Origin of the sequence: Cyanobium sp. Maggiore-St4-Cus (assembly GCF_024345615.1) — a bacterium.
Classification (GTDB): domain Bacteria; phylum Cyanobacteriota; class Cyanobacteriia; order PCC-6307; family Cyanobiaceae; genus Cyanobium_A; species Cyanobium_A usitatum.
Genome location: NZ_JAGQBL010000018.1, coordinates 17,227 through 36,745, shown reverse-complemented (window position 1 = coordinate 36,745; position 19,519 = coordinate 17,227). Strand labels below are relative to the sequence as shown.

The 19,519-nt window shown below is 60.2% G+C and carries 26 protein-coding genes and 1 tRNA gene; 9 read left to right on the top strand and 18 right to left on the bottom strand.

Annotated elements, in window-relative coordinates; all coding sequences use genetic code 11:
• The 6 genes from KBY99_RS13940 to KBY99_RS13915 form a co-directional block, all read right to left on the bottom strand.
• Nucleotides 1-775: phycobilisome rod-core linker polypeptide (locus KBY99_RS13940; RefSeq protein WP_254999658.1), on the bottom strand; the 775-nt coding region annotated here is incomplete at its 3' end.
• Between the two features lie 116 nt (nucleotides 776-891).
• Nucleotides 892-1,623 carry a pentapeptide repeat-containing protein gene (locus KBY99_RS13935; RefSeq protein ID WP_254999657.1) on the bottom strand — a complete coding sequence of 244 codons (732 nt, stop codon included), beginning with the start codon at nucleotides 1,621-1,623 and terminating at the stop codon, nucleotides 892-894.
• 83 nt (nucleotides 1,624-1,706) lie between these two features.
• Nucleotides 1,707-2,318, bottom strand: coding sequence for a phycobilisome polypeptide (locus tag KBY99_RS13930; protein WP_254999656.1), 612 nt, complete (start codon nucleotides 2,316-2,318; stop codon nucleotides 1,707-1,709).
• The gene (locus KBY99_RS13925; protein ID WP_254999653.1) at nucleotides 2,315-2,731 is read right to left on the bottom strand and encodes a hypothetical protein; all 417 of its coding nucleotides are present in this window, start codon (nucleotides 2,729-2,731) and stop codon (nucleotides 2,315-2,317) included. The genes KBY99_RS13930 and KBY99_RS13925 overlap by 4 nt, the downstream gene beginning before the upstream one ends.
• A gap of 196 nt (nucleotides 2,732-2,927) precedes the next feature.
• Nucleotides 2,928-3,416 carry a phycocyanin subunit alpha gene (gene cpcA, locus KBY99_RS13920; protein ID WP_254937566.1) on the bottom strand — a complete coding sequence of 163 codons (489 nt, stop codon included), beginning with the start codon at nucleotides 3,414-3,416 and terminating at the stop codon, nucleotides 2,928-2,930.
• Nucleotides 3,417-3,458: 42 nt separating this feature from the next.
• A complete protein-coding gene (locus KBY99_RS13915) occupies nucleotides 3,459-3,977 on the bottom strand; it encodes a phycocyanin subunit beta (RefSeq protein WP_254941600.1) in 519 nt (172 codons plus the stop codon).
• A 515-nt stretch (nucleotides 3,978-4,492) separates the two neighbouring features.
• Here KBY99_RS13915 and KBY99_RS13910 point away from each other — a divergent pair.
• Nucleotides 4,493-4,906: a hypothetical protein gene (locus KBY99_RS13910; RefSeq protein ID WP_254999652.1), complete on the top strand. Its 414-nt coding sequence runs from the start codon at nucleotides 4,493-4,495 to the stop codon at nucleotides 4,904-4,906.
• A gap of 16 nt (nucleotides 4,907-4,922) precedes the next feature.
• Here the strand turns inward: KBY99_RS13910 and KBY99_RS13905 are convergent, their stop codons facing one another.
• Nucleotides 4,923-5,525, bottom strand: coding sequence for a chromophore lyase CpcT/CpeT (locus KBY99_RS13905; protein ID WP_254999651.1), 603 nt, complete (start codon nucleotides 5,523-5,525; stop codon nucleotides 4,923-4,925).
• Nucleotides 5,526-5,641: 116 nt separating this feature from the next.
• Between KBY99_RS13905 and KBY99_RS13900 the strand changes: the two genes are divergently transcribed.
• The gene (locus KBY99_RS13900; protein ID WP_254999650.1) at nucleotides 5,642-5,830 is read left to right on the top strand and encodes a hypothetical protein; all 189 of its coding nucleotides are present in this window, start codon (nucleotides 5,642-5,644) and stop codon (nucleotides 5,828-5,830) included.
• A gap of 56 nt (nucleotides 5,831-5,886) precedes the next feature.
• Here the strand turns inward: KBY99_RS13900 and KBY99_RS13895 are convergent.
• The 10 genes from KBY99_RS13895 to psbB form a co-directional block, all read right to left on the bottom strand.
• Nucleotides 5,887-5,959, bottom strand: a tRNA-Phe gene (locus KBY99_RS13895).
• Nucleotides 5,950-6,636 carry a ComF family protein gene (locus KBY99_RS13890; protein WP_254999649.1) on the bottom strand — a complete coding sequence of 229 codons (687 nt, stop codon included), beginning with the start codon at nucleotides 6,634-6,636 and terminating at the stop codon, nucleotides 5,950-5,952. Before KBY99_RS13890 ends, KBY99_RS13895 begins: the two co-directional genes overlap by 10 nt.
• A 44-nt stretch (nucleotides 6,637-6,680) precedes the next feature.
• Nucleotides 6,681-6,947, bottom strand: coding sequence for a DUF2470 domain-containing protein (locus KBY99_RS13885; protein ID WP_106632826.1), 267 nt, complete (start codon nucleotides 6,945-6,947; stop codon nucleotides 6,681-6,683).
• A 175-nt stretch (nucleotides 6,948-7,122) separates the two neighbouring features.
• Nucleotides 7,123-8,388 (bottom strand): FGGY-family carbohydrate kinase, encoded by a 1,266-nt coding sequence (locus KBY99_RS13880; RefSeq protein WP_254999648.1) that lies wholly within the window; start codon nucleotides 8,386-8,388, stop codon nucleotides 7,123-7,125.
• A 15-nt stretch (nucleotides 8,389-8,403) separates the two neighbouring features.
• Nucleotides 8,404-9,651, bottom strand: coding sequence for a methionine adenosyltransferase (gene metK, locus KBY99_RS13875; protein ID WP_254999647.1), 1,248 nt, complete (start codon nucleotides 9,649-9,651; stop codon nucleotides 8,404-8,406).
• Nucleotides 9,652-9,672: 21 nt separating this feature from the next.
• Nucleotides 9,673-10,488: an HAD family hydrolase gene (locus KBY99_RS13870; protein WP_254999646.1), complete on the bottom strand. Its 816-nt coding sequence runs from the start codon at nucleotides 10,486-10,488 to the stop codon at nucleotides 9,673-9,675.
• 24 nt (nucleotides 10,489-10,512) lie between these two features.
• Complete coding sequence (locus KBY99_RS13865; RefSeq protein WP_106632822.1) at nucleotides 10,513-11,598, bottom strand: 30S ribosomal protein S1; 1,086 nt, start codon at nucleotides 11,596-11,598, stop codon at nucleotides 10,513-10,515.
• 166 nt (nucleotides 11,599-11,764) lie between these two features.
• Nucleotides 11,765-12,259: a transcriptional regulator NrdR gene (gene nrdR, locus KBY99_RS13860; protein ID WP_254999645.1), complete on the bottom strand. Its 495-nt coding sequence runs from the start codon at nucleotides 12,257-12,259 to the stop codon at nucleotides 11,765-11,767.
• Between the two features lie 124 nt (nucleotides 12,260-12,383).
• Nucleotides 12,384-12,479, bottom strand: coding sequence for a photosystem II reaction center protein T (locus KBY99_RS13855; RefSeq protein ID WP_010314684.1), 96 nt, complete (start codon nucleotides 12,477-12,479; stop codon nucleotides 12,384-12,386).
• 24 nt (nucleotides 12,480-12,503) lie between these two features.
• Nucleotides 12,504-14,063 carry a photosystem II chlorophyll-binding protein CP47 gene (psbB, locus tag KBY99_RS13850; RefSeq protein ID WP_106632820.1) on the bottom strand — a complete coding sequence of 520 codons (1,560 nt, stop codon included), beginning with the start codon at nucleotides 14,061-14,063 and terminating at the stop codon, nucleotides 12,504-12,506.
• A 114-nt stretch (nucleotides 14,064-14,177) separates the two neighbouring features.
• On the opposite strand from psbB, the gene KBY99_RS13845 reads away from it, so the two are divergent.
• Together KBY99_RS13845 and psbM are read left to right on the top strand one after the other, a co-directional pair.
• Nucleotides 14,178-14,663 (top strand): 2Fe-2S iron-sulfur cluster-binding protein, encoded by a 486-nt coding sequence (locus tag KBY99_RS13845; protein WP_106632819.1) that lies wholly within the window; start codon nucleotides 14,178-14,180, stop codon nucleotides 14,661-14,663.
• Nucleotides 14,664-14,711: 48 nt separating this feature from the next.
• Nucleotides 14,712-14,819: a photosystem II reaction center protein PsbM gene (psbM, locus tag KBY99_RS13840; RefSeq protein WP_015109223.1), complete on the top strand. Its 108-nt coding sequence runs from the start codon at nucleotides 14,712-14,714 to the stop codon at nucleotides 14,817-14,819.
• Here psbM and KBY99_RS13835 read toward each other — a convergent pair.
• On the bottom strand, nucleotides 14,816-15,664 hold the full coding sequence (locus KBY99_RS13835; RefSeq protein ID WP_254941589.1) for a universal stress protein: 849 nt from the start codon (nucleotides 15,662-15,664) through the stop codon (nucleotides 14,816-14,818). The genes psbM and KBY99_RS13835 overlap by 4 nt on opposite strands.
• Before the next feature lie 122 nt (nucleotides 15,665-15,786).
• Between KBY99_RS13835 and KBY99_RS13830 the strand changes: the two genes are divergently transcribed.
• From KBY99_RS13830 to KBY99_RS13810, 5 genes are read left to right on the top strand one after another with little or no spacing between them, the layout of a single operon-like run.
• A complete protein-coding gene (locus tag KBY99_RS13830) occupies nucleotides 15,787-16,221 on the top strand; it encodes an acyl-CoA thioesterase (RefSeq protein ID WP_409996573.1) in 435 nt (144 codons plus the stop codon).
• Nucleotides 16,222-16,248: 27 nt separating this feature from the next.
• Nucleotides 16,249-17,403, top strand: coding sequence for a DNA-processing protein DprA (locus KBY99_RS13825; RefSeq protein WP_254999641.1), 1,155 nt, complete (start codon nucleotides 16,249-16,251; stop codon nucleotides 17,401-17,403).
• Between the two features lie 9 nt (nucleotides 17,404-17,412).
• Complete coding sequence (prmC, locus tag KBY99_RS13820; RefSeq protein ID WP_254999640.1) at nucleotides 17,413-18,309, top strand: peptide chain release factor N(5)-glutamine methyltransferase; 897 nt, start codon at nucleotides 17,413-17,415, stop codon at nucleotides 18,307-18,309.
• Nucleotides 18,299-18,910 (top strand): L-threonylcarbamoyladenylate synthase, encoded by a 612-nt coding sequence (locus KBY99_RS13815; protein WP_254999639.1) that lies wholly within the window; start codon nucleotides 18,299-18,301, stop codon nucleotides 18,908-18,910. Before prmC ends, KBY99_RS13815 begins: the two co-directional genes overlap by 11 nt.
• Nucleotides 18,911-18,922: 12 nt before the next feature.
• Nucleotides 18,923-19,090 carry a hypothetical protein gene (locus KBY99_RS13810; RefSeq protein WP_254941585.1) on the top strand — a complete coding sequence of 56 codons (168 nt, stop codon included), beginning with the start codon at nucleotides 18,923-18,925 and terminating at the stop codon, nucleotides 19,088-19,090.
• Nucleotides 19,091-19,519 lie beyond the last annotated feature (429 nt).

The window sequence follows — 19,519 nt, the reverse complement described above, 5'->3', positions numbered from 1 at the left end:
AGCGTGATGTGTGGCGCACGTTATTGGCCCTGTAGGCTGTTACTTCAACTCGATACACTTTGCCTGCTTCACCTGCGAGTACACCTATCCGGGTAACGGGATCTGTGAGGTTGGCAGCTGGGCGGAAGCTCCAGCCTTGGGAATCTTGTGATGAGGGAGCTACCACAGGAAGGGGTCGGTTCTGATAAGCAGCACCGCCAAGACGACTCCGGATTCCAGCCAAGTTGCCTTTTAGGCTGCTGCTGCTGTTGCCACGTAGCAACTGGAATGACCAGGTGAACTCTTGAAGCGTTGCACAGGATTCTGTTTTCCACCCACGCTGATATGGAACTGTCCACTCACCAAAGGTGTTCTGATATTCGTCAGAATCCAAGAAGCTGTCGATGTCTGCTTCGTAGCCACTTGTATCTAGTCTTTCGGCATGCCCCCGCATTTCCTCAAAATCTGCTGGAGCACGTCCGAGTAGGTGGCGAAAAGCTAGTTCGATATAGCGGTAGCGCGCGCATGAGTCAAAAAAGCGCGTGCTATAAAGATCGCTTTTTGCGATACATCTTACCAGTTCTCTAACGCTGATCTCGCCTAGCTTGAACTGCGATTCTGCAACAACTTGTCGTTCGCTCTCCATGACGTAGGCATTCCCAAGCACCTGTCTGTAGACAGCCCGGATCACTGACTCCTTCGCTTGGTCGTCGTCCCCTGGAACTAGCTCACGTGGTGCTTCGCACTCTTGGGAGAAGCTCTCCACACCCAGGATGGAGGCTGGACCAAACGGCATGACTTTCGTGGCGATACCTTGCAATTATCCCCGGCATCCCATAGCCCTCGACCGCAGCTTTATAAACCTCAATCTTTTGTTTCAATCGCTTCGCTTTGCCTGTCATTGCTAGTGCGCTATGCGGGACTTGTTGTTGATTCCAGCAGGGATTCCAGTGTCGTCCGAGTCGCTTGCCTAGTGAGTGGGTTCCAGCAATCCAGTTCGATGTGAGAGCGTGCTAGGAGGTTTGCAAGCTGTATCTTGTCCAAACCCTTAGCCTGACTGAAGTCAGCGCCCTTGATACTTTCAGCCCCATCTAGAATTGCCTCTGTTAAATTAGCGGCCCTAAAGTCTGACTGTTGTAACTGGCTACCGGTAAAGCGTGCGCCTATGCAACGACTGCCTTGCATTTTTGCAAACCTTAGGTCTGCTCCTACAAAACGTGCTCCGTCTAATACTGCACCACTTAGGTCACATCCGCTTAGGTACGCACCCATGAAGTTGGTGTTCTGTAGGTCCATACCCCTGAGATCTGCACCATTCAAAAATGCCCCATTAAGAGCTGCGCCAGGCCCTACTGCACCTGACTTTTCAAGATTAATACCAGCGGGTACACGAGTATTTTTATCATAACGGGCAAGTGTTAAATTGCATCCCTCTAGCAGGCAGGAAGTTAGATCTGCACCTCTTATGTCTATACGACAAAGGTTTGCCTGACGCAGATCAAGTGGTTCCAGAACACGGTTGGTCCAGCATGCACCTCGCGCGTCTATGGGTTGATGGTGCGCCGCAGCAGGGTTGCACTTTTCAGGAGCACTCCATTGGCTTGGATCTTCCGGCAACAAAGATGCTTGATGCTTTTGATTCATGTTTAGACGGGATTTGATTCGCTAGTAATCAGATGGGTTTGTATTCTGTGGTTTCGCTTGCTTTGGTAATGGGCTTGCGGGGTTTACTTGGCTTCCTGTTCTCCGGGCGGGGTTGGTTGCAAGGCCATGATCAGATTATTAAAAGCCTTGTCAAGGCAGGTTGCCTCGCGAAGATGGCCATAAGTTTTTAGTACTTGTGTGGTTAGTGTCCGCATCTGGGCTAGGACATACATCATCGCAGGGATAGGTACTTCCATCTCCTTGTATAATTGACGCAATGTCGTCATCCCTGCCGCATCTGTTACTTCTGTGCAATCGCACGCTACCCCGAAAATGATCACCCGCAGAAACTGTTGGCAGTCTCGCCAGCAGGCTTCTGCCCTTGGTTCTGGGTGTAATTCTCCGCCAGGCAGGATGAGTTGTGGTTGTTGGGCTAGTAATTGTTGTCTTGCTTTATCAACCACCTGGCTTGACTCGGCTATCAGTAGCTTAACGGCATGTTCTGAGGTTTTGCAATATTTGCATATCTCTTCTAATTCTTCTGTGTTTAGGAACCGTTTTGAAGTATCGGCTTTAGCTACCACCGCTCTCACTGCTTCGGGGAGACTGTCTCGATTGCTTATGCCGCATACTTTTGCAGCCTTGGCCAGTTGGCTGATCTCCATCTTTCGATCTGCTTCTCTAGTCAGGTTCACGATTCCACCGGAGTTGCGGTAAGCCAGCCATGTCGCTCCAAATGGAAAGCCCATATTGCGTTCCCGCCTAGACCTGGACAGTGTTCAGATGCCAGATCCACCAATTCTTCTGACACTCCGAGGTTTTTGAGCAGATCCCTTGCTTGGGCCGTTCCTTCTACCAATGCAGAACGTATTGCTGCTCCTACTACCCAGGTCAGAGTGGTTTCTGATAGTTCGCCGCTATTACTCTCGCAGGCAAGCAGAATATTGTTGTTGTCAGGATTTTTGTTGTGATGGGATTTCCAAAGCCCAATGTCTTCAATTCTGAGGTCTATGCGCAAGCGTGCCTCGCTTGTTCCGTACTGAATCTCCTGTTCCTCTCCGGCTTGTTTTATTAAGTCTTTTATGCTTAAAATTTCTTTGGGCGGCATGACGGTTTTGTTTTGGCAAGAGGACGGTTTCCCCGGGCTGTCTAGTCTTTATCCAATCTTCGCGCGCGACTAATGCAGCACGACTATTGCCTTGTTGCTCATTCTGCGTGCAACTCTTTTTATCTTTTATTTGTTCAATAAAAATAGCCTCCCTTCAGCAGGGAGGCTATAAATCACTTTTTAACAGGAAGCCTGGTCAAACAAGTGCGTTGATTGCGTAATCGAGGTAGTTGTTTGCTTCTGTTGCTGCTTCGCCGGCAAGGCCATGGTTGGCTTTGATGTAGTTAAGCGCTTCCACGTACCAGGAGGGAGAGAGCTCAAAGGCGCGATTGATTTCATCAATCCCGGCAATCAGGTACTCATCCATGGGGCCGGTGCCACCAGCCACGAGGCAGTATGTGACCATGCGGAGGTAGTAGCCGATATCACGGGAGCACTTAGCCTTGCCACGGGCATCAGCGGCATAGTTCGCACCCTGCATCTGCGTGGTGTAGGGGAACTTGTTGTAAACGGCCTGGGCAGCGCCGTTCACCAAGTTGTCTGCGTTGGCTGTTAGGCCCTTAGCAGCTGCAAGAGCATTTTTGGCGCGGTCAAAGCGACCAAAAGCTGAGTTGAGCTCAGTGTTTGAGAGAAACCGTCCCTGGGAATCAGCGGCTGCGACGGCTTCGGTAAGGGGAGTCTTCATTGGAAGGGGGGAATAAGTTGGTTTGACTTTTTAGTGAGCTGATCAGCCGACGGCTGCTGCAGCGCGGTCGAAGTAGGTGCCGATTTCGCTGATTAAAGCTGAGCAATCTCCCTGGGTGATGCCGTTGCGGTCGTTGGCAATTGCAATGGCGGCGGCCTTCATCTTGCGAACGCCTTCAGCAACCGAAGTGCCGGGAACGCCGAGGGCCAGGTAGGTCTCCCGCAGGCCGTTGAGGCAGCGGTCTTCCAGCACGGATGCATCGCCGTTGAAAATGGCGTAGGTGATGTAACGGAGGATGATGTCCATGTCGCGTAGGCACGCAGCCATGCGGCGGCTGGTGTAGGCGTTCCCCCCAGGAGCCGTTAGCGCCGGCTGAGCTTCAAAAAGATCGCGGGCCGCATTGGTGACGATCTTGGATGCGTTGGAGGTGATGCGGTTCACAGCATCCATACGCTTGTTGCTCTCGGAAACCATCGCCGCAAGCGCGTCGATTTGACCGGCGTTGATGAATTCGCCACGGGCATCAGCCTGGGCTACAACCTTGGTGAAGGCGTCGAACATTGGGAGGCTCCTAGTCGCGACGAATAGTCGGAAGGGTGGATAGGGGTTCCAGGCTGGTCAGGGCCCAGGGCTGCGCAGTGTCCCTTGTGGGCAGTGTGCAGCAACCTGGCTGTTATCAACTTGGTTCGCCCATTCTCATCAAGATGCCTGCTTGCCTACTGCTCCCTTAACAAACGGTCACTGCCCCAAGGCCTGGAGGGCTTCGCTCGGTGCAGGTGGCCACGGCAGCTACCTCATTTTGAGCTCGACAATGCGGTTATTGGGGACGGTTTTCAAAAAACTTGGCTTTCCACAACTTGCGATTGAGCAATGACTCGAGCTCTTGAGGCGTTCTCTGGCCATTGCGCATTGGTTGGCAAGCACCGCTTGTCCGTTGCGCTTCCATATGGCCTGTTTTGATTGGTTTACAAGGCTTTTGGAATCGTTACAAACGCTGCGCTGCAGTCTCTGGGGCGCCAACCCCTGGCGCTTCCGGGCTGCGCCGATACCATCCGCCCATTCCATCGGCACTGGTTATGGCTGTTGAGCTAAAGGTTGCAGACTGCACCCAGCGGCTGGCTGACCAGCTGCAGACCCTCTCGGAAGTTGCTGAAGCGATCACCTTCCGCTTGCTTGAACTGGAGGAGCGGCTTGCCGCTCAGGAGTTGAGGCTCGAGCCGCTGCTTGAGGGCCAGGCAGCTAGCCAGGGCGCGTTGTCTGATGAGACGGAGCTACGACTCGATGACACCGAAGACCGACTGGCTCGTCTTGAAGGCTTGCTAAAAGGCATCGAAAATCAAGGGGTAGGCCGTCACCTGCGTCCTGTTGTTGCCCCCCAGCTGGCCCATGCCCAGGAAGCTCTACAGGACAGCTTTCTGGATGACAGCCTGGCAGAGGAGCCCTTCCTTGATGAAGAGGAGCAACCCTTCTTCGATGAGCTCAGCGCCTGAGGCTCAATCGCGCCACTCAATCGCGCCACTGCTCAGACCAATGGGCTGGTATCTCGTCGCTGTAGTCGTTGGTTCGGGCAAATTCAAAGGCACCCGCCAGCGATCCCCAGAGATGTTCGTGGGTGATGGGATCGTGGCCCCTGTCGATCGTGCGCATGCCAGCTGGGTTTAGCTCTAGCCGGCTCACCAGGTAGGAGGTGGCTCCCTTGCGCTCCACCAGACAGCGACATCCAGGCTCCACTTCCCCCACGAATCCTTCGCTCTCTTCTCGCACCACGTAGGCGCAGCCATCGAGGGGCAATAGGTCACTTGTTTGAATGCGGCCACGGAGTTCGCTGTCCTCTACCGCTCCCCAGAAGCGTTGATCTTCTGCCAGCGCCTGGTTGACGATAGTCAGCTGGCCGTTCAGTGCTTCCACCCTCAGTACTCGAATTCGGTAGGGAGCTGCCGGGTCAATCGCATAGCTCTGCTCCAGCAGCAGGGAGCCCGGTGCCAGCTGGGGGAGGGGGCGGAATTTGACCAGGATGTGGGCGTAGAGGGGCGGATTCTCAAAAGCCTGCTCCTGGTTGCTGAATCCACCGCTCAACATCCGCACCAATCGCTCCAAGGAGCTCGCCATCACGCCAGTACACGGCTGTGAGGCTGACCCTACTGGCTGGGCCCAGCCAACCCCAAGAGGCGGAGGCGAAAAGCGGCTACTTGCCGGGCCAGCTCTGGTTGTTTTTGTAGAAAGGGATGGTCGCCAAGCCCATCGAGCATCAGATCGACCTTGGCTGCTGGGTCAAGTCCGTGGTGGGGATCGCGCTGTTCATGTTTTTGCCAGGCTTCATCGAAAGCCTGAGCGAAGCTGTCGGCGTTATTGAACATCCGGTTGGAGTTCAGTGGATGCTCACGCATGGTGCTGCAATATTCAGCTGTTTCTAGTTGAGCCATCCCAAACCCTGCAGGCTTTTCGCGGAAGGAAAGTAGTGGGATGAGAATGCCAGGACCCAGATTTGAACTGGGGACACGGCGATTTTCAATCGCCTGCTCTACCAACTGAGCTATCCCGGCCCGTCGCCTAAGCGACGAATCGATCTTAGATCACGGCCCTGCCACGGGGTTCGGGCCAGGCAGGCCATGCCAGCTACCTGCCAGCCCTGGTCGCGCAGGGTGTCAGCGGCGGCGCAGGCCGTAGCACCCGTCGTAAGGATGTCGTCCAAGAGCACCACCGCTGGTTTCTCCCGGGGGTGCTGTTGCTGCTCGGACGCGGAGCAGCGAAAGGCTCCCGCCTGGTTAGCCCAGCGCAGTTCGCGGCCCAGGTGGTGCTGGCCCAGCACTGCCCGACTGCGTTGCAGGAGGGGGACTTGGCGCCAGCCCAGTTGCCAGCTAAGAGCTCTGCCCAGCAGGCTTGGCAGTGGGTTGGCTCGCCGCTTCCAGCTGGGGATCGCAACCAGCAGGGGTGGTCTGGCCCAAGGTTCGGCGCCCAGTCCTGCGGCTAGTTGCTGTACCAGAGCTGCCACCATTGCTGGATTCGGATGGGTGCGCAGATAAAGAAGCTGCCGGCGCAGCCGCCCCGAGTACATGCCAGCGGCCCACCAATGGATGGGATCACTTCCCTGGCGTCCCCCCTCGGCTAATTCCGCCGCCAGATCGGCGTTCAGGCTTGGTGGTTTGGCGATCCAGTCCAGGGGCAGCAGCTTTAACAGCCCTGCCGTTATGGGAGTTAGGCCAGGGGGCCAAGAGGCCATGGATGGGTCTGCAGGTTTCCTGCAGGGTTCCCACGCCGCCGGCCTCAGCGGGGCAGGGCCCGCAACATCGCCACCAGGGTGCGATGGGCATCTTCACTGTCACTAAGGCAGTGGTCGAAGGGCACTGTGACCTTGGCGCCATCCACATCAAGCTCCATGGCTTCGGCTCGGACTGCTACCAGGCTTGCCTTTTCGGCTGCGCCTAGGCCGCCGTAGTGACGGGCATAGGCCAGCACCGCCTCGGCATGGTCGTCATTCATGTGTCGGCAAATCCGATCGCTCACTGCGGGGGTGATTGGGTCGGCGGCCATGGTGCTGAGCGGCGGTGGGTATGGGAGTGATTCTGGCTCGGACGAAGCTGCAGAGGGAGTTAGGCGGCGCCGAAGCGCTGCCACAACAACAGGCCAAGACGCAGGGCACTGAAGCCCACATAGCCAGCCAGCACCACAAACACCGCCATGGAGATCACAGAGCGCAGGCGGTCGTTCATGGTTTTTGCAGGGCTGTTGCGGCCAGTCTGGCCATGCCAAGGGCAGCTGTGCACCCCGGTCGATTCAGCACCGGTATGCCCAGGCTCTGCTGGCGCAGCCGCCGCCATTGTGGGTTGCGGGCCCCGCCCCCCAGGGTGATCACCCGCTCCAAGTCGGGGGCGCCGGCCGCTTGCAACCGCTGCCATCCCTGTTTTTCTAGGGCTGTGAGGCCCTCCAGCAGGGCCTGGAGGTAGCGGACGTCGCTGATCGGGCGCGGGCCCAGCAGCGGCTCTAGTTCAGGATCGTCCACAGGAAAGCGCTCCCCACGGGCTGGCAGCGGCCGCAGCTGCAGACCCGTGGGCTGGCGAGGGTCGATCTGGCGGCTCAACTCTTCGATCTGTCCGTCACTGAAGAAGCGCCTCAGGATGCCGGCTCCGGCATTGGAGGCACCACCCACCAGCCAGCTTCCTGCCACTCGGTGACAGCTGATGCCTGGCCCTTCGATCGGCCTGGGGCTGAACTGTTTGAGCACCAGGGTGGTACCCAGCACGGTGACGCCATCGCCCCTACCTGGCTGGGCGGCAAGCACCCCGGCGTTGGCGTCGGTGCTGCCTGCCACCACCTGACAGCCAGGCGCCAGTCCCAGCTTTTGGGCGGTCGTAGCAGCGATTCGCCCCAGCACCGCGCCGCTGGGGCGAATCGCCGGCAAGGCAGTGGACCACGGCTGGCGCCCGATCGAGCCAGTCCAGCCCTGCCGTTGTAGGTCCCAGCCGAGGCGCAGGTTGTTGCCCTCTTCTCCCCAGCTCCAGTCACCAAGCAACCAGCCGGTTAGCCAGTCGGCCTGGTGACGCAGCAGCCAGGGGCCGCCCGTTCCGATTTCTTGGGCCTGTGCCAGCAGGTGCAGGGCCCGGGCCAGGCTGCCGTTGGCACTGGCGGCTGGGCCTGAGCCGGCCATTGCTGCAGCAATAGGGGCCTGCTCACGGCAAGAGAAGTGATACGCCAAGGCTTTCCCTAGGCAGCCAGGGCCGGGCTGGCCATCGGGACGGCACAGCAGCAGGGTGCCGGAGGTGCCATCCACCGCCAGGGCGCCAACCTGCTTGCGGGTAGCTGCTGGCAGCAGCCCGCAGAGGCTTGTTAGGCCCTCCACCCAGCCCAAAGGCTCCTCCAGGCTGGATGGATAGGGGCTGGCTTCTTCGATCAGCTGCTCGCCGTCTGGCCCTATCAGGGCAATCCGCAGGCCACTACTGCCCAGATCCACCCCAAGGGCAAGTGCAGTGTTCACCCGCCGGACTGCAGCTCAGGCGTTGACCTGCGCTGCGGTGACCTGCTTGAGCGTGGCGGCGATGGCGTCCACGTTTTCCCAGGGCAGATCCAGGTCGGTGCGGCCGAAATGGCCGTAGGCAGCCACATCTTGATAAAAGCGGCCGCCGCGTTGCTGGGGCAGCTCCCGTAAACCGAAGGTGTCGATGATGGCCCCGGGGCGCAGGTCGAACTGGTCCTGCACCAGGGTGGTGAGGTCGTCATTGCTGATGGCGCCCGTGCCGAAGCTTTCCACCAGGATGCTGACTGGTTTGGCTACGCCGATGGCGTAGCTGAGCTGCACTTCGCATTTGCGGGCCAGGCCTGCAGCCACGAGAGCTTTAGCCACGAAGCGGGCGGCGTAGGCGGCGGAGCGATCCACCTTGGTGGGGTCCTTTCCCGAGAAGGCGCCACCGCCATGACGGGCATAGCCGCCGTAGGTATCGACGATGATTTTGCGGCCTGTTAGACCGGCGTCACCCTGGGGGCCGCCCACCACAAATTTGCCGGTGGGGTTCACCAGGAAGCGAGTATCTGCCTGGGAGGGCTTGAGGGCCAGATCGGCGGTGGCGGGCTCCACCACGTGGCTCCAGAGGTCGGCGGCAATGCGCTCCCGAATTGCTTTTTCATCCGAGACGCCATCGATCTCAGCTGTGTGCTGGGTGGAGATCAAGATCGTGTCGATCGACACGGGCACTTCGTTTTCGTAGACCACGCTCACCTGGGTTTTGCCATCGGGGAGCAAATAGCCAAGGCTGCCGTTGTGACGCACCTCGGCCAGCCGCCGCGCCAGGCGATGGGCCAGGCTGATTGGCAGAGGCATTAGCTCTGGCGTCTCGTTGCAGGCGTAGCCAAACATGATCCCCTGGTCGCCTGCTCCCACCAGATCAAGGGGGTCGCCGTCGTGGTCGTCGGCCTCGTTTACCCCCTGGGCAATATCGGGGGACTGCTGGTCTAAGGCCACCAGCACGGCGCAGCTGTGAGCATCGAAGCCGCCGGCGCGGGCACCGGCATAGCCGATCTGGTTGATCACGCCCCTTACCAGGGTGTTGAAGTCAACCCGGGCGGTGGTTGTTACTTCACCTGTGATCAGGCAAAGGCCGGTGTTGACCACGGTCTCGCAGGCAACTCGAGAAGCCGGGTCCTGGGCCAGCAGGGCGTCGAGCACAGCATCGCTCACCTGGTCACAGATCTTGTCGGGATGCCCTTCGGTTACCGACTCGGAGGTGAAGACGTAGCGGCTCATGCAGCCTTGAATCAAGTGAACTCAGCTTATGTGCTGGCCTGCGTTTACCTTGAGTTCGCGCCAATGTTGCAGGCAGGGGAAGCGCGGATCTAGCGGCGGGGCGATGCTCCAGCCCGCCCCATAGCCGAGCACCACGGGCACTCCGGCCTGCTGGGCCATGCGCAGGTCGCTATTGGCATCGCCGATCAGGGCGCAACGGTTGGGCGGTATTCCGAGTTGGGCGCAGAGGGCGTGCACCGCCGCCGGGTTTGGCTTGCGCGGGTTGTGGTCGGCACTCCACAGGGCTTGAAACCTGGACCTGAGGTTTTGGCTGGCCAGAAAAGCTTCGATGCCAGCCTCGTCATCGTTGCTGATCACGGCGCACACCACTCCTGCTTCCTGCAGTGCTTGCATCAGATCGTGGAGTCCGGCGGTGGCGATGGGCCGGTGCTCACTCCCCTGGCCATGCAGGCCATCGGTGGCCGCAAATACGATTTCGCTTAATTCCAGGGCTTCTGGCCAGCCAAGGCCAACCTGGGCCAACGCTGTGGCGGTGGAGATCAGGTTGTGGCTACGGGTGCCGACGGCCGTGGCGCCGGCCGGATGGATGGCGCTATTACGAAGCCCGTAGGCCCTCTGTAGTAGCTGAGCCAGCTCGTCGCATCGGCTGGCGGGTAGCTCCGGGTGGCGTTTCCCCAACAGCTCGCAGGCATGAAAAACCCTGGCCGAGGCCAGGGTTTGGAGCATGGGTTCGCTGATGCAAAGGGTGCCGTCCTTGTCGAACAACACCGCTTCGATTGGGAATGGTGTTCCCGTGGCATCGGCCAGGGGTTGTCCCCGCAGAAACAGCTCAGCCATGGAGGGCGCGTAGTTGGGCCTGGCTCAGTCGAGGGTGACGCCCATTGGTTCGTTGTCTTCGGCCTGCTCAAGCAGCATCTGCTTGTAGCGGGCGGCCATTTCCTCGGCTTTATCGAACACTTTCTGAGGGTCGGTGAGCATGTCGCCGGGCTCTGGCTCGAGGGCCTTGGTAGAGAGGGAGATCCGGCCCCGCTCGGCATCCAGGTCGATGATCATCACCTTCATCTGGTCGTTGACATTGAGCACCGTGTGCGGTGTTTCGATGTGTTCGTGGCTGATTTCGGAGATGTGCAGCAGGCCGCTGACTCCACCGATATCAATAAAGGCGCCGTAGGGCTTAATGCCGCGCACGGTGCCTAGCACCACTTCGCCCACTTCGAGGCGATTCATCTTGCGTTCCACCAGGGCGCGGCGATGGCTGAGCACCAGGCGGTTGCGCTCCTCGTCCACTTCAAGGAACTTGAGGGGTAGGAAGTCGGCCACCAGCTCTTCTTTGGCCTTGCGGGTGCTGATGTGGCTGCCGGGAATGAAGCCGCGCAAGCCTTCTACCCGCACCAGGGCGCCACCACGGTTGGTTGCAAACACTTCGCTGTAGATGGTCGCGTCTTCTTTCTGCAGCTGGCGCACCCGTTCCCAGGCACGCTGATACTCGATGCGGCGTATGGAAAGCGAGAGCTGGCCGTCTTCGTTCTCCTCACTCATGATGAAGAACTCGCGCACCTCGCCTGGTACGAGAACGTCGCTGAGGCCCTCAACCCGGTTGATCGACACCTCCTGCACCGGCATAAACGCCGCTGTTTTGGCGCCGATATCGATCATGGCGCCCTTCGATTCCAGGGCAAACACGGTGCCGTTGACAACGTCACCCGGCTTGAAGTTGTAGTCGTACTTGCTCAGTAGCGAGGCAAACTCATCCAGGGTGAAACCCACGCCATCAGCGTCGTTGCGGGATGCAGCGCGACTGCTGGGGTCATCGGCGGTGGGGACCTCTTCCGGAATGGCTAGATCGAGGTCATCGCCCATGGCGGCGGCGAAATCGAGCTCGGCCTCGGCACTGATCGCGTCTTGGTTGAGCGCTTCAGTGCTGGTATCGGAAGGGGTCACGGTCATGGATAGGTGGCGGTCTGCCTGAAGCAGTAGGAAAGGAACGGATGATCTGCCCGCCAGCAGAGCAAACCCGGTTTGTAACTGTACCAATGCGGCAGCAGCGTGTTTCCGTTGCTTTGACCTGGTTCAGCTTGGACACGGTCAGTTGAATGAGGTCAGCTGAACCAGGTCAGCTGACCGTGGCCAAGCTGGCTTTGCTCAAGCGGCCACCACTGCGCTTGTGCAGTCCTTCCAAGGTGGACACAAAGTCGCTTACGCCCTGGAACTGGCGATAGACAGAGGCAAAGCGCACATAGGCAACCTCACTCATTTCGCTGAGCTGCTGAAGCACAAGTTCACCGATTTCGGCACTGCTCACCTCCCGTCCGCTGCGTTGCTGCAGCTGGAGTTCGATTTCATCCACCACCCCTTCGAGCCGGGCCGGCTCTAGGCCTGTTTTTTCGCAGGCGCGCAGCAGCCCGTGCAGCAACTTGACGCGGTTGAAGGTTTCCCGCGAGGAGTTGCGCTTCACCACAGTGATGGGCACTGTCTCTACCCGTTCATAGGTAGTGAAGCGGAATTCGCAGTTGAGACACTCACGCCGCCGCCTCACACTGCGACCACTGTCGGCCGCTCGAGATTCGAGCACCCGGCTATCGGTGTGTTGGCATGAGGGACATTGCATCCCTGGCATCCGGAAGTGTCATTCAAGTGTAAGCAGCACTTTTTCATTTGGAAAGGCCTGCATTCGCCAATCGCACAACAAAAAAGCCCCTGCCGAAGCAGGGGCTTTAAAGGGCTCTGGCTGATTATTTGCCGATCTTGGGGGGATCGCGGAAGGCGATTGCAAAGAAGAGCGTGGAGATGGCCAGGGCCAGGATCAGGATGTAAGCGAAGCTTTCCATGGATGTCCTCGGGGGTGCTGGCGGTCAGCTGAGGGGACTGCCTGCCGGGGGCACGTAGCCCTCGGGCAGACGACGGGTCGAGCGGTCGCCCAATTTCTGGAATAGACCGAATTCCACTTGTTCGCCCAGGTCGGGATCAATACCGGCAAACACATCGCGATACAGGGTGCGAGCACCGTGCCAGATGTGGCCGAAGAAGAACAGAAGGGCGAAGGTGGCGTGTCCGAAGGTGAACCAACCACGGGGTGAGCTGCGGAAGGTGCCGTCGGAGTGATAAGTCTCGCGGTCAAACTCGAAGGCTTCACCGAGCTGGGCCTTACGAGCCAGGCGCTTCACGTCGGCAGGATCAGTAAAGACCTGGCCATTGAGGGCGCCGCCGTAGACGGTTGCCGTCACACCGGTCTGCTCAAAGGAATACTTGGCCTCAGCCCGACGGAAGGGGATGTCGGCGCGAACGATGCCTTCTTGATCCTGGAGAACTACGGGGAAGTTCTCGAAGAAGTTGGGCAGGCGGCGCACCTCAAGGTCCCGGCCATCTTTGTCAGTGAAAGAAATGTGGCCAATCCAGCCTGTGGGGAGACCGTCGCCATTCACCATCGGACCAACCCGGAACAGGCCGCCCTTGGCAGGACTGTTGCCGACATAGTCATAGAAGGCCAGCTTCTCCGGAATCGAGGCATAGGCCTGTTCCTTGGTGGCTCCGTTGTCGAGCGCGGTTTGGACTCGACGATTGATTTCCGTCTTGAAGTAGCTCTGGTCCCACTGATAACGGGTGGGTCCAAAGAGCTCTACAGGGGTTGCTGCAGCGCCATACCACATCGTGCCGGCAACAATGAAAGCCGCGAAGAAGACAGCGGCGATCGCCGAGGCCAGCACCGTTTCGATGTTGCCCATGCGGAGGGCCTTGTAGAGGCGCTCGGGCGGTCGAGTGGTGATGTGGAAGATGCCAGCAATGATTCCAACGATGCCAGCAGCAATGTGGTGGGCCACGATGCCGCCAGGGTTGAAGGGATTGAATCCTTCTGGGCCCCAGGATGGTTGGACTGGCTCTAAGTGTCCCGTTATTCCATATGGATCACTGACCCACATGCCAGGTCCGAAGACCCCGGTGAGGTGAAAGGCCCCGAATCCGAAGCAACCAAGGCCGGCAAGTAGCAGGTGGATGCCAAAGATTTTGGGCAGATCGAGGGCAGGTTCGCCGGTGCGTGGGTCCTGCCAGATCTCTAGATCCCAATAAGTCCAGTGCCAAATGGCGGCTAGGAAGAGCAGGCCGCTGAAGATGATGTGGGCTGCAGCCACACCTTCAAAGCTCCAGAATCCGGGGTCAACGCCGGTTTCGCCGGTGATGCTCCAGCCGCCCCAGCTGCCGGTTACGCCGAGTCGGGCCATGAAAGGCATGACGAACATGCCCTGGCGCCACATCGGGTTGAGTACCGCGTCGGACGGATCAAAAATTGCGAGCTCATAGAGCGCCATGGAGCCGGCCCAGCCGGCAACCAGGGCGGTGTGCATGAGGTGCACTGCGAGCAATCGGCCCGGGTCGTTAATGACGACCGTGTGCACCCGATACCAGGGCAATCCCATGGGGGTAGTTCTGGGTGGGTTGGGCGATCGTAAGGGGCGCTCCGGCCGCGGTGCGCTCCAGGTAACGGACCGCAACGGCCTGGCCCAGAATGAAGACCTCTGCAAAAAGGTTTCATGCCCGTGATCCGATTTGTTCGCGAGGGTCGCGACATTGAGTGCTACCCCGGCGAAAACCTGCGAGAAGTGGCTTTGCGGGAGGGCATTCAGCTCTACGGCCTCAAGGGTGCCCTAGGCAATTGCGGCGGCTGCGGCCAGTGCATCACCTGCTTTGTGGCCATTCCGGAGGGCACCGGTGCTCAGGTGCTGAGCGGCCGTACCGCCGTGGAAGACCAAAAACTGCGCCGGCGCCCCCAAACCTGGAGGCTTGCCTGTCAAACCATGGTCCAGGAGTCCGTTTTGGTTTTGACTCGGCCCCAGGTGGGCATGGCCGACCAGGAAAATTTGGTGGCGGAGGCCCAGGCCAAGCCCCTGCCTAGCGGCCCCACAGCCTGGCCTGCCCCTCCGGTACAGGAAGGCGAGGAGGATTTAGAGGATGGGGGTGAAGGTCAGAGCCAGGGCGATGAACAGGCCCCAACCGCAACGAGCGGTGAAGCCTCCTGAAAAGCGCCCATTTGGCGGTGATACCCTCCCCTCACTTCCCCTTCAGCCATGGAAACCAACGATCTCGGCTTTGTTGCCAGCCTTTTGTTCGTGTTGGTTCCCGCGGTCTTTTTGATCATTCTTTACATTCAAACCAACAGCCGCCAGGGGGGCTAGTTCCTCCCCTCAGGCTCCCGCACCAGCAACACAGGGGCTGGGGCATGAACGCGGATGTAGTCGCTCACCGAGCTGCCCAGTAGCCGGTCGATGTCGACCAGTCCTCGAGCAACCACCGGGCGCCGATCCTGGGAAGCGATCACCAGCAGGTCGGCTTTGAGATCCTCGGCGGCGGCGCACACGCTGCGGCCGACATCCCCGCTGCGATGCACTGCCTTGAGCTCCACTCCGTAGCCACGGGCTCGCTGGCTGGCTTTTTCGAGTACTGCATCGGCTGGGGATTTGCCGCCCCGAGAAGGGGTGATGTCTTGGCGGGTGACATGGACGCCGGTGAGGCTGCCGCCAGGAATCTCCCGCACAAGCTCGCAGGCCAGTTTCAGGGCATCGTCTCCGACCCCGGTGCCATCGATGGTCACCATTACCCGGTTGATGTGGCGGATGTAAAGGTCGTCGCGCACCAGCAGCATCGGCCTGGTCGAGAGCTGGAATACGTATTGGCTGGCGCTGTTGCTGAGGATCGACTGGAGGCGGCCCAGGCCTCTGGATCCCATCACGATCAGGTCGCTGTTGAGTTCGTCGGCCACCTTCAGCACCGTTTGCTTGGTGTCTCCCTGCCGAATGATCGTGTTCACCTCGCTGGGGTTGAGCCCGAGCCGTTGCACCGCTTCGGCGGCGATAACCGCCGCTTTTTGGGAGTGCTCCGCGAAGCTCTCACCAGCCTGCTCAGGCACCACGTGCAGCAGGTTGATGCGGGCTGCACGCACCGCCGGGATGTCGCGCAGCATGCGCACCATCTCTTCCACGTGGCCTTTGCCGGAATCGGCGATTAGAACGTTGCGAAACACTGAGAAGACTCGAAGTAGCAGGCTGCCTGTCAGCCTATGGCCGATCTGCAAGTGCAAACCATCTGCCCGCTACACCGCAACCATCCCGCTCCGGCCAAGCTGGCCCGGCTGTGGTGAAGAGAGTGTCTGAAGGCTGGTTGCTGGAGCGCCGTGTGCTGCCCCAGCACACGGATCACGCCGGCGTGATGTGGCATGGCGCTTACGTGGCTTGGCTTGAGGAGGCGCGGGTGGAGGCCCTGGCTGCAGCTGGTATCGCCTACAGCGATCTTTCCGTTCGCGGCTTGGAGCTCCCGGTGGTGAGTTTGACCATTGACTACAAGCAGCCCCTGTTTCACGGCGATGCTGTGCAGCTGTGGAGCGAGGTGCTGCCGCGCTGTGGTCTGAAGTTGCCCTGGCGCAGCCGTTTTGTAGCTGCAAGCGGAAAGCTGGCGGCTGAGGCAAGGGTTGAGCTTGTGCTGGTGGAGAGCGCCCCTGGGCTGGATCAGCGCCGGCTGGTGCGCCGCTTACCCGCTGATCTGGAGGCCGCGGTCGCAGCCCTGGCGCGGGGACCGCATTAGGATCAGTACATCTGTACTGAAAGCGGTATGGCGATTCAGGGGTTGCTGCGGAGCGCCGATGGCGCCGGTTGGAATCAGGAGCAGCGGCTTTGGTGGCTGCTGTGGTCGGGTTGTCCAGGAATTGGCGCCCAGCGGCTGGTTGCCATTCGGGACAACTTTTGTGGCTGGGCGGCAGCCTGGGGCGCTCCGCTCGAGGCCTTTGCTGCCCTTGCCGGTTTTGGTGCGGTGGGTTGCCGCCAGCTGCAGCGATATCGCGACCGCTGGGGTCCCGATCCCTTGCCCCGGCTCTGCCAAGAGCTGCGTGGCGGCAGGGGGGTGTTGGTGCCGGCTGATCCGGCCTTTCCGCCCGAGTTGCTCGCCTTGGAGCGGCCGCCTCTGCGCCTGTATTGGCGGGGTAAGGGCTGGTTGTGGCCCCTGCTTCGTCGCCGCCAGGCCATTGCGGTCGTGGGCACGCGCCGGCCCTCCCTGCATGGGGTGGCCATGGCTGAGGCGATCGGTGCGGCCCTTGCCCAGGCGGGTTGGCCGGTGGTGAGTGGCCTGGCTGAAGGGATCGACGGAGCCGCCCACCGGGGCTGCTTGTCCAAGGGTGGCCGGCCTGTGGGGGTGTTGGGCACTCCCCTTGAGCGGGTTTATCCCAGGCACCATCAGCAGCTGCAGGCTGAGGTGGGTGCCGGGGGGCTGCTGGTAAGCGAGTTGCCGGCAGGCACTGCGGTGCAGGCAGGCCATTTTGCGGCTCGCAACCGGCTGCAGGTCGGCCTGGCTCGGGCGGTGGTGGTGGTCGAGTGCCCTATGCGCAGTGGGGCTCTCCAGTCGGCCACCCTCGCCATGCAGCAGGAGTTGCCGGTCTGGGCCGTGCCGGCTGATGCGGGCAAGGCATCTGCTGCCGGTAGCAATCGTCTGCTCGCCCAAGACGCCACGGTGCTGCTTGAGCCCGCAGATTTAATTCGCCAGCTAGGGCCTGGCCCCCTGGCCTCGCCAGATCCCGCTGCTCCTTCGGCCTCCCATGGGCTGCTGCGATCAGCCGATCCAGCGCTGCTAGCAGCCTTGGGGCACGGAGCTTCGCTTGAGCAGCTCTGCCTGATGCTGGAGGAGCCTGCGGCCTCCCTTGCCTCCCGTCTGTTGGCCCTAGAGCTTCAGGGGCTGGTGCGGGCTGAGCCTGGGCTTTGCTGGCGTCCGGCCTAGCCTTGATCCATGGTGAATGGGCAGCTCGATGGGGCTCAATTGTTGGCCTGGCGGCGACAGCAACTAGCCCTGGGCGGGAGCCCTGGAGACTTTGACTGGCTGCTGGATCTGGCGGGAGGCCTGCCCTGGCGTGCTCAACAGCAGCTGCGGCTTCATGCTCAGCTGCCGGTTCAATTGGCCTGCGATCTCAACCAATTGGAGGCGATGTGGCGCTGCCATCTCGATACGGCCGAGCCGCTCCAATACCTTGTGGGGTGCTGCCCCTGGCGTGACCTGGAGATCAGCGTCGCTCCAGGAGTGCTGATCCCTAGACAGGAAACGGAATTACTGGTGGAGCTGGCACTGGAGCTGGCCCCTTCCGGCCCGGGCTGTTGGGCCGATCTCGGCACCGGCTCTGGCTGTATGGCCCTGGCATTGGCCCTCGCCTGGCCCTCCAGTCGCGGCTGGGCCGTCGACTGCAGTCCAGGGGCGCTTAGTCAGGCGGCCCTCAATCTGGCGGCAGGAGGCGTTGCCGATCGGGTCCAATTGCTGGAGGGCAGTTGGTGGCAGCCGTTGAGCCCCTGGTGGGGACAGTTTGATCTGGTGGTGAGCAATCCCCCCTACATACCGACAGCGGTATGGGCTGGTTTGGAGCCTGGGGTGAGGGAGCATGAGCCCGTAATAGCCCTCCATGGTGGAGTCGATGGACTTGATGCCTTGCGCCTAATAGTGGCGGGTGGGGCGGCGGCTCTTGCTCCAGGAGGCCTGTTGCTGATGGAGCATCACTTCGACCAGAGCCATGCGGTGATCGACCTACTCAGTGCTGCCGGATATGCCGAGGTGCGCTCCCATGGGGATCTCGAGGGTGTAGAGCGCTTTGCGTCGGCACGCTGGCCAGGATCGGGCAGGGATTGCCATGACCATTAAGTCTGGATTGTTGCCGGTTCCATCTCCAGCCTTGGAGCCGTCAGATCTGGCGGCACTGCTCCTTCAGGGTTCAGCTGCCCTGTTCCCCACAGATACCTTGCCAGCTCTGGCGGCTTCACCTGGCCAGGCCAACCAGCTTTGGCGCCTGAAACAACGCCCGGCAGACAAGCCTTTGATTTTGATGGCGGCCAGCTCCGAAGATCTGTTTGCTTGCCTTGGCGTAGCGCCGCGCACTGAGTGGTTGGAGATGGCTGCTTGGGCCTGGCCAGGGGCGGTCACTTTGGTGCTACCTGCCGTTGGAGTGGTGGCAGAGGCCCTTAATCCTGGTGGGTCGAGCCTGGGCCTGCGGCTGCCGGCCAGTGCGGAAGCCCAGGCCTTGCTGCAGCTAAGTGGCCCCTTGGCTACAACCAGCGCCAACATTTCAGGCTGTCCGGCCGCATGCACAGCTCAGGAGGCTGCCCAGCAATTTCTCGGGGTGCCGCTTCTGGCACCGATCCCCTGGCCCCTCGCCGCAGGTCAGGCCAGCACGGTTGTTGCTTGGCGCGCTGAGGGAGGCTGGCGGGTATTGCGGGCCGGTGCTCTACTGCCCCCAGGCATTTAGGAGCGCGTAGGCATGGGGGCTCTGATTGTTGTGGTGGCGGTCTCGGTAGCGGTGTTTTATTGGGCTATGGAGCCCTTGCTGCAGGTGTTGTCCGACTTGATGCAGCTCAGCTTTTTGCCCTGGTTGCTGCTGGCCCTTGGTATCTGGCTTCTGGCTGGGCGAGCCCAGGAGGACACCTAGGGCGCCTGGGTTTGGACTAGTAACGGTTTGGCGGTGGCGGACCACTTCTGTTGAGATAGCGGCAGGCGCCAGTTGCTCCAGTTTCCCTGGCCGGATTGGTTGCTCACCCGCAGGGTGTCGCAGTGCACCGCCACTTTGTTGGTGACCTCAGGCGATCCACAGACGCTGGTGATCTTGGCTCTGTGTATTTCAGGTGGTAGCTGTTTCTACTGCATAATTTGGTAGGGAAGGCTTGTGGAGAGCTCATGACAGTCTTTGTTGCGCTGGTTGCTTTCTTGGCCGTGTCTTGGACGGTTAGAAAGCTCATTGCCGGGAAACCTGGGGCTCAAAGAGAAGACCTAAGGACTATTCCCTATGAACCGGAGTGGCCAAGGGCTCTTTCCTACACAGAGATGATGAACTCTGGTCAGCAACGGATGGTTGAAACAC

Excerpts from the sequence above, each read along its gene's own strand:
- KBY99_RS13935 (WP_254999657.1), bottom strand. The coding sequence starts at position 1,623 with ATGAATCAAAAGCATCAAGCATCTTTGTTGCCGGAAGATCCAAGCCAA.
- KBY99_RS13925 (WP_254999653.1), bottom strand. The coding sequence starts at position 2,731 with ATGCCGCCCAAAGAAATTTTAAGCATAAAAGACTTAATAAAACAAGCC.
- cpcA (WP_254937566.1), bottom strand. The coding sequence starts at position 3,416 with ATGAAGACTCCCCTTACCGAAGCCGTCGCAGCCGCTGATTCCCAGGGA.
- KBY99_RS13915 (WP_254941600.1), bottom strand. The coding sequence starts at position 3,977 with ATGTTCGACGCCTTCACCAAGGTTGTAGCCCAGGCTGATGCCCGTGGC.
- KBY99_RS13910 (WP_254999652.1), top strand. The coding sequence starts at position 4,493 with ATGGCTGTTGAGCTAAAGGTTGCAGACTGCACCCAGCGGCTGGCTGAC.
- KBY99_RS13905 (WP_254999651.1), bottom strand. The coding sequence starts at position 5,525 with ATGGCGAGCTCCTTGGAGCGATTGGTGCGGATGTTGAGCGGTGGATTC.
- KBY99_RS13900 (WP_254999650.1), top strand. The coding sequence starts at position 5,642 with ATGGTCGCCAAGCCCATCGAGCATCAGATCGACCTTGGCTGCTGGGTC.
- KBY99_RS13890 (WP_254999649.1), bottom strand. The coding sequence starts at position 6,636 with ATGGCCTCTTGGCCCCCTGGCCTAACTCCCATAACGGCAGGGCTGTTA.
- KBY99_RS13885 (WP_106632826.1), bottom strand. The coding sequence starts at position 6,947 with ATGGCCGCCGACCCAATCACCCCCGCAGTGAGCGATCGGATTTGCCGA.
- metK (WP_254999647.1), bottom strand. The coding sequence starts at position 9,651 with ATGAGCCGCTACGTCTTCACCTCCGAGTCGGTAACCGAAGGGCATCCC.
- KBY99_RS13870 (WP_254999646.1), bottom strand. The coding sequence starts at position 10,488 with ATGGCTGAGCTGTTTCTGCGGGGACAACCCCTGGCCGATGCCACGGGA.
- KBY99_RS13865 (WP_106632822.1), bottom strand. The coding sequence starts at position 11,598 with ATGACCGTGACCCCTTCCGATACCAGCACTGAAGCGCTCAACCAAGAC.
- nrdR (WP_254999645.1), bottom strand. The coding sequence starts at position 12,259 with ATGCAATGTCCCTCATGCCAACACACCGATAGCCGGGTGCTCGAATCT.
- KBY99_RS13855 (WP_010314684.1), bottom strand. The coding sequence starts at position 12,479 with ATGGAAAGCTTCGCTTACATCCTGATCCTGGCCCTGGCCATCTCCACG.
- psbB (WP_106632820.1), bottom strand. The coding sequence starts at position 14,063 with ATGGGATTGCCCTGGTATCGGGTGCACACGGTCGTCATTAACGACCCG.
- KBY99_RS13845 (WP_106632819.1), top strand. The coding sequence starts at position 14,178 with ATGCCCGTGATCCGATTTGTTCGCGAGGGTCGCGACATTGAGTGCTAC.
- psbM (WP_015109223.1), top strand. The coding sequence starts at position 14,712 with ATGGAAACCAACGATCTCGGCTTTGTTGCCAGCCTTTTGTTCGTGTTG.
- KBY99_RS13825 (WP_254999641.1), top strand. The coding sequence starts at position 16,249 with ATGGCGATTCAGGGGTTGCTGCGGAGCGCCGATGGCGCCGGTTGGAAT.
- prmC (WP_254999640.1), top strand. The coding sequence starts at position 17,413 with ATGGTGAATGGGCAGCTCGATGGGGCTCAATTGTTGGCCTGGCGGCGA.
- KBY99_RS13815 (WP_254999639.1), top strand. The coding sequence starts at position 18,299 with ATGACCATTAAGTCTGGATTGTTGCCGGTTCCATCTCCAGCCTTGGAG.
- KBY99_RS13810 (WP_254941585.1), top strand. The coding sequence starts at position 18,923 with ATGGGGGCTCTGATTGTTGTGGTGGCGGTCTCGGTAGCGGTGTTTTAT.